This window comes from Peterkaempfera griseoplana (assembly GCF_001418575.1).
In the GTDB taxonomy this organism is placed as follows: Bacteria; Actinomycetota; Actinomycetes; order Streptomycetales; family Streptomycetaceae; genus Peterkaempfera; species Peterkaempfera griseoplana.
In genome coordinates this window covers 1-4,808 of the sequence record NZ_LIQR01000641.1, presented here as the reverse complement: position 1 = coordinate 4,808, position 4,808 = coordinate 1, and the positions used below count along the sequence as shown (strand labels likewise).

At 71.8% G+C, this 4,808-nt stretch carries 3 protein-coding genes and 1 pseudogene; 2 read left to right on the top strand and 2 right to left on the bottom strand.

The genetic code is table 11. The features are described from left to right. Nucleotides 1-235 (top strand): annotated as a pseudogene (locus tag AOK09_RS34665) (alpha/beta hydrolase); the annotation flags it as partial. 33 nt (nucleotides 236-268) lie between these two features. Beyond that, the gene (locus AOK09_RS34660; RefSeq protein WP_055591177.1) at nucleotides 269-1,876 is read left to right on the top strand and encodes an MFS transporter; all 1,608 of its coding nucleotides are present in this window, start codon (nucleotides 269-271) and stop codon (nucleotides 1,874-1,876) included. Between the two features lie 402 nt (nucleotides 1,877-2,278). Here AOK09_RS34660 and AOK09_RS34655 read toward each other — a convergent pair whose 3' ends face one another. Both AOK09_RS34655 and AOK09_RS34650 read right to left on the bottom strand, forming a co-directional pair. Further along, nucleotides 2,279-3,661, bottom strand: a complete 1,383-nt coding sequence (locus tag AOK09_RS34655) for a poly(ethylene terephthalate) hydrolase family protein (protein WP_079063657.1) — start codon at nucleotides 3,659-3,661, stop codon at nucleotides 2,279-2,281. Between the two features lie 666 nt (nucleotides 3,662-4,327). Then, nucleotides 4,328-4,808, bottom strand: a 481-nt coding sequence (locus tag AOK09_RS34650) for an RICIN domain-containing protein (protein WP_169797110.1), incomplete at its 5' end; no start/stop codon positions are given.

The following is a 4,808-nucleotide window of genomic DNA, read 5'->3' as shown; positions in this document are numbered from 1 at the left end:
CTCCTCGCTGCTGCGGCAGGCGTGCACGGCCCGGCAGGGCCACTGCAACTTCACCACCGGCGAGGTGGTCGCCGCACTGCACGCGCTGGAGCACCGGCTGGACAGCGGCCGCTGGGGCGACGCCGCGACCCCGGAGCGGCTGCAGTACCAGGCCGGCACGCTCGGCCTCGACGGTGCGGCCTTCACCCGCTTCCGCCCGGACACCCTGAGCGGTGTCCGCCGCTCCCTGCGCTGACCCCCGCCACCCCCCCAGCCTTCAGGAGTCCCCTTGTCCGCAACGGCCACTCCCCCCGCAAGACCCGCCGCGGCAGCTGCGTCCGGCCTGGCCGTCGGCACCCTGGTCGCCGGCTGCCTCGCCGTCTGCCTGGCGCAGATCGGCCTGGCCATTCCGGCCACCCTCAACGGCCTGTTCCAGTCGGATCTGCATCCCGTCGGTTCACAGCTCACCTGGATCTCCGACGCCTTTCTGCTGCCCGTCGCCGTCCTGGAACTGACCTTCGGCGTGCTCGGTGACCTCTTCGGCCGCAAGCAGCTGCTCATCGGCGGCGCGCTGCTGATGGCGGTCGGCGAGACGGTCAGCACGGCCAGCTCCGGAGTGCACCAGCTCTGGGTCGGCCAGGCCCTTGCCGGCCTGGGCGCGGCGGCTCTGTTCCCCACCTCGCTGGCGCTGATCGCCGCCGGCACCAGCACCCACACGCAGCGCGCCCGGGTGATCGCGCTGTGGGCGGCCTGTCTGTCCACCGGCGGTTTCCTGGCGCCGCTGCTGGGCGGCATCACCGCCACCTACGGATCCTGGCGCTGGTCCTTCGTGGTGGTCCTGGCCATCGCGCTGGTCAGCGCCGCGGTGAGTGCCACGCTCGCCCGCAACTCGCGCTCCCCGGAGGGGCGTTCGCTGGACCCGGTCGGCCAGGTCACCATCGGGCTGGGCCTCTTCTCACTGCTGTACGCGATCATCCAGGGTCCGGCCGACGGCTGGAGCTCGGCACCGGTGGTGGTCGCGTTCCTTCTGGCGGCGGCGTTCCTGGTCGCCTTCGTCCTGGCCGAGCTGCGCGCCAGGTCCCCGCTGCTGCGGCTGGACCTGTTCCGCAACCGGTCCTTCGCCGTGGCCTCGGTGGTGGCCGTCGTGGGGATGTTCAGCTTCCTGGGCACCGCCTACGCGGTGAGCATCCGGCTCGGCCCGGTGCAGGAGCAGAAGCCCATGCACACCGCGATGGCGTTCCTGCTGCTCAATGGACTCGCCCTGGTCATGCTGCCGGTGACGGAGCGGCTGCTGCGCAGCGCTGCGCCGGGGCTGCTGCTGACGGGCGGTCTGTTGCTGATGGGTACCGGTGATTTCTGGGCCGCGACGCTGCCGATCACTGACGAGGCCTTCACGTCGCTGGTGCTGCCGTTGGGCCTGGTCGGCGTGGGATTCGCCGTCACCGTCTCCGCGATCACCGCGACCGCGGTCAACACCGTGCCGGTACGCCTGGCGGGTATGGCCAGCGCCACCACCAACCTGCTGCGCGACTTCGGCTTCACCCTCGGTCCGGCGGTCATCGGCGCGGTCGCGCTCAGCCGTGCGGCGTCGAACTTCGGCTCGGCGCTGCACGCCTCCGCGCTGCCCGCTGCGACCAAGGGCGCGGCCACGGCGGTACTGCACGAGGGCGGCCCGCTGGCCGTCAACGGTGCCTCGCTGGCAGCCCCGGTCCTGAAGCCCGCCCACGGCCTGGCCATGGATGCGCTCGGTCACGGCTACTCCGTCGGCTTCGTGGTCTGCGGCGCCGCCGCCGTCGTCTCGGCCCTGCTGGCGCTGACGGCGCTGCGCGGCCGCCCGGCCACCGCCGACGAGGCGACCGAAGAGGAGGCGGCCAAGGGGGAGGCGACCGCCGCCTGACCACCCACCAGCCGGTGCGGGGCCCCGAGCGACGGGCGCCCCGCACCTGCCTGCCCGGCACCTGCCTGGGCCAGGATGCGAAGCCGTCGCCGCTGCGCTCCGTCCGGCAGGACGGCGCGGCGTCCACCGCCGCCCCGACAGGCCGTCAGGTCAGGGCGGAACCCCTCGGCGCCCCCGCCTTCCGGGCCGATTTGCTCGTCCTGTTCGGCGGCCCCCGGGCGAGCCCTGCGTGGCCGCAGGGAACCGATCACAGACCGCGTTGGCCGTGGCCGCCCGCCGCCCTCACGGCACCCTGCGGCGTCGTGGCGCCGGGCTGGCAGGGCCGCGGCGTTGCCCCCGTAGAAGCCGGAGACGGCTCATACGGGGGCAACGCCGGGAGTGAACGCTCACACTGCGTAAGGCCTAGGAGCTGGTGCAGGTGACCGAGGGAGTGGTCGGTGTGCCGTTGGCGAGGAATCCGAAGGTGGTCGACGCGGAGGGCTGGAGCGACCCGTTGTAGGAGGCGTTGCTCACCGCTGCGGTCGAGCCGCTGGTGGTCAGCGAACCGTTCCACACCTGGGTCACGCTCTGCCCGCCGGCGAGCGTCCAGCGGACCGTCCAGCCGCTGATCGCCGCGCTGCCCGCGGTGACCTTCACCTCGCCCTGGAAGCCGCCGTTCCACGAGTTGACGGTCGTGTACGTCGCCGTGCAGCCACCCGTGGTGCCGCCGGTCGTGGTACCACCGGTCGTCGTGCCACCAGTCGTGGTACCGCTGGTCGTCGTGCCACCAGTCGTCGTGCCACCAGTCGTGGTACCGCCGGTCGTCGTGCCACCGGTCGTCGTGCCACCGGTCGAGGTGCCACCTTGGGGAACGTAGGGGCACTTGCTGTGTTGCACCGAGATGCCGCTGGGGTCCGCAAGCGTCGGGCACAGGAACTGGGTGTAGCGAGTGTCGTCGTCGACGAACGTCTTGAGCCACGGGATCAGGATCCGCATCTCGGTGCTCTGCGGATGCGTGTAGTAGACGTGGTCGGCCCCGGCGATCTGCACGAAGTCGCTCTGTGTGGCGGCCGGCATCGTGGCGTACAGTCCGTCGAGGTAGGACGGCGTGACCACGGTGTCGTTCTGGCCGCCCATGACCATCGTGGGCACGGTGTCGGTGGACATGTTCTGCGAGGGCGAGAACGGGGCCAGGGCTACCGCGGCCTTCAGCGACGGCCGGTGCTCCGTCGCATAGACCACGCCTCCACCGCCCATGGAATGGCCGATCACCGACAGCCGGTTCAGGTCGACGCGGTCACGGACGGGGCTCTTCTGGGTCAGGTAGTCCAGCGCCGCCAGCAACTGGGTTCCCCGGGCCACGTCGTAGTCGGTGCGGCTGTTGGTCTCGATGCCGATCACGACGAATCCGAAGGAGGACAGCCACGGCCCCATCCAGGCTTCCTCGTTGGCGAACAAGGCGGTGTAGCCCGGTACGATCGCCACCGCGCCCCAGGTGCCCAGACTGGTGTCCGTCGGATAGTAGATCGTCCCGCCGTTGAACCCGTTGCCCGGCGCCACGCTCACCTGCGCGGTGGCGAAGGGCCCGCTGGAGGCCGCCACACTGGCCAGGGTGGGGGCCGGACCGCGCTGGTAGGGATTGTCCGCGGCCGATGCCGGCTGAAGCGTCAGCAGGGCGGCGATCAGACCCAGGACGGCTGCCGTCGCGGCGACCAGGGCCCTGACCGGCCGGCGCCGTAACCGGGGGCCCGCCCGGCCCGTCCCTAAGCCCTCCGAAGCCACCCCTGAGGTTGCTGTTTGTCGCATCGTGCATCTCCTTGTCGTCGCGCATGACATCGCGGGCTCCGGCCGGACGGCCGGGGGCCGGGAGCCGGGGCCGGGTCCGCCGGGGCGGACCGCCTGGGCACGATCCCGGCGGTGTTGCCCCCACACAGGGCGGCGACCACGCCGCGGGTGAGGTCGTCCAGCCGGGGGTTGCCGTTCCCGGGGGTCCGCGGCCTGCCGCCGGAGGTTGGTGTCCTCGCTCCGCAGCCACCGCGTGGGTCCCTGCCGCTGTCGAGGGCCGGTCCGTGGTGACGTCCGCGACCCGGAGGTCGTGGCCCGGGTGGAGAGAGCACAGGTCGGGGTTCTGATGATCGGCTCTGTCCGGACCCGGGATCCGCGGCGCCGCGCCGCGGAGATTCCCCTGCGACCGCCCGGCTGCCTGACCGCCTGGCTCCCCGGCTGCCGTACTGCTTCCATCGTCCGGGTCTCCGCGAGTGCGAAGCGAAGACCCGGACAGTGCCCCGAACCGGGCCTCGGCGCCCTCACACGTCCCGCTCGATGCGAGGAGGATCCGTGCGACGTCGACAACGGGCGCCGAGGTCCGGTCGGCCCGACCGGTCAGTGCTCCGGACGTGGAGCCCTCACCCTGACGGCACTGGGCGATCGGGAAGGGGCGGCCTGTGGTGCCTGTCCCCTTGGCTCGTCAGTTCACTTGAAGTTCCAGTGCTGGTTGGCGCCGCCGTTGGAGTCCCAGATCTCGACAGCGGTGCCGTTGGCGGTCTGGCCGCCCGGGGTCTCCAGGGCCCGGCCGGAGGCGACGTTGATCAGGGTGTAGGACCCGTCACCGTTCTTTGAAGCCCGCCAGTGCTGGTTGGCGCCGCCGTTGGAGTCCCAGACCTCGATCTTGGTGCCGTTGGCCGTCTGGCTGCCCGGCTCGTCCAGGACCCGGCCGCTGGCCACATTGGTGAGCGTGTACGTGCCGTCGCTGTTCTGGCTCGCCCGCCACTGCTGGTTGGTGCCGGTCCAGGAGTCGTAGATCTGCAGGGAGGTCCCGTTCGCCGTCTGGCCCGAGGGTTCGTCCAGGGAACGGCCACTGGCCACGTTGACGAGGTTGTACACCGTGCCGGAGGCGATGCCTCCCGTACTGCCGCTGGAGCTCCCTCCCAGCGCGCTCAGCACCGCGCTGTAG